Annotated in this window: 3 protein-coding genes; all 3 read left to right on the forward strand. The window is 68.7% G+C overall.

Annotation, left to right across the window (positions count from 1 at the left end; all coding sequences use genetic code 11):
• Positions 1-320: hypothetical protein (locus GJ695_RS29785; RefSeq protein ID WP_208024211.1), on the forward strand; the 320-nt coding region annotated here is incomplete at its 5' end.
• Positions 310-1,023 (forward strand): type II secretion system protein, encoded by a 714-nt coding sequence (locus GJ695_RS29310; protein WP_154370603.1) that lies wholly within the window; start codon positions 310-312, stop codon positions 1,021-1,023. The genes GJ695_RS29785 and GJ695_RS29310, both read left to right, overlap by 11 nt.
• Entirely contained in the window at positions 1,020-1,787 is a 768-nt protein-coding gene (locus GJ695_RS29315; protein ID WP_154370604.1) for an ABC transporter permease, read from the forward strand. The genes GJ695_RS29310 and GJ695_RS29315 overlap by 4 nt, the downstream gene beginning before the upstream one ends.
• Positions 1,788-1,862 lie beyond the last annotated feature (75 nt).

Below are 1,862 nucleotides of genomic sequence, written 5' to 3' on the forward strand. Positions count from 1 at the left end.
CAGCCGGCACGCCGGGCGGTCCGCCCGCCGATCCAGGTCAGCCCGGCCAGCCTGGCGCTCCCGCCGGGGCGAAGGATGGCCCGCCGCCGCCACCGCCCGCGCTGGTGATGAGCGGCGTGCTGCGCCGCGGCGACAACAGCACCATCGTGTGGCTCAACGACCAGCCGCAATACGGCGTGCAGAAAAGCCTGTTGCAACGCGACGGTTCGCCCACGCCCGGCGTGACGGTCACGCTGCCGTCGGGGAAAAAAGTGATACTCAAGACCGGCCAGCGCTACGACCTGAACGAAGGCCGCATCAAGGACGTCAATGAACAATAGGACCATGCCGCGCCGCGCATCCGGTTTCACGCTGGTGGAAATCGCCATCGTGCTGCTGATCGTCGGCCTGCTGCTGGGCGGGATGCTGGCGCCGCTGTCGTCGCAGATGGAGCAGCGCCGCGTCAGCGACACCCGGCGCGCGATGGAGGATGCGCGCGAAGCGCTGCTCGGCTTCGCGCTGCAGAACGGCTATCTGCCCTGCCCGGCCATCTCGTCCAGCAACGGGCTGGAAGACCGCACCGGTAATGCCTGCAACAAGCGCTATGGCTATCTGCCGTGGGCGACGCTGGGCGTCGGCCGGCTCGATGGGTGGGACCGGTTGATGGCCTATACTGTCACGCCGGCGTTCGCCAACTCGGTGAACCTGTTCACGCTGAAGACGCCGCGCGACGTCACCATCGGCACCCGCAGCGCCAACGGCCAGCTGGTGGCGCTATCCGGCATCAGCGATATTCCGGCGGCGATCATCTCGTTTGGCCACAACGGCTACGGCGCCACCAGCGCACAGGACATTCTCATCAGCGACGCCGGCATCGGCAATATCGACGAAAAGACCAACCTGCAAGGCAGCGGCACCGCGCTGATCATGCGCGACACCAGCGAAGACGCGCGCGCGCCGGGCGGCGCCTTCGACGACATCGTGCTATGGATCTCGCCGAACATCCTGTACAACCGCATGGTGGCGGCACAGCGCTTGCCATGATGCGGCCAGCGCTCACCATCGCCCGCTACACGCTGCTGGAAGCCCTGCGCAACCGGCTGCTGTGGCTACTGCTGGTCCTGATGGCCGGCGCGATCGCCGTCAGCGGCTTCCTCAACGAGCTGGCGCTGACCGAAAGCCGGCAGTTGCAGGCCGCCCTGCTGGGCGCCGTGCTGCGCTTTGCCGCCGTGTTTTTGATCGCCACCTTCGTCGTCACCAGCATGGCGAGCGAGGCCAGTGACAAGGGGCTGGAGCTGCTGATGGCGCTGCCCATGCCGCGCGCGGTCTACCTGTTCGGCAAGCTGGCCGGCTTTGGCGCGCTGGCCGTGCTGCCGGCGCTGCTGTTTGGCGCGCTCGCGCTGTTCTTCGCGCCGCCGGCGCAGGCCGCGCTGTGGGCGTTTTCGCTGCTGTGCGAATGCTGGATCGTCGCCGCCTTCAGCGTGTTGTGCATGCTGACGCTGAACCAGGTGCTGCCGGCGCTGGCGGCGGCGTTTGCGTTCTACCTGCTGGCGCGCGTGATCGGCGCGCTGCAACTGCTCGGCCACGGCGCCGGCGCCGCGCAAAGCAGCGGCCAGCAGGCGCTCAACATGGGCATCGATGGCCTGGCGCTGCTGCTGCCGCATCTGGACCAGTTTACGCGCAGCGACTGGCTGGTGTATCACAGCGGCGCCGCCGCCGACCTGGCGGCGATCGGCACGCAGACCGCCATCTATGTCGTGCTGATGGCCGCCGCCGCGCTGTTCGACCTGCACCGCAAAGCCATCTGAGGCCGCGCATGACGCCCGCCACCGCACCGCCAGCCGCCTCGCCGCCACGCCCGCCGCCTCGCGGCCGCGTCTCCG

It is taken from the genome of Duganella alba (assembly GCF_009674495.1).
GTDB classification, from domain to species: domain Bacteria; phylum Pseudomonadota; class Gammaproteobacteria; order Burkholderiales; family Burkholderiaceae_D; genus Rugamonas; species Rugamonas alba.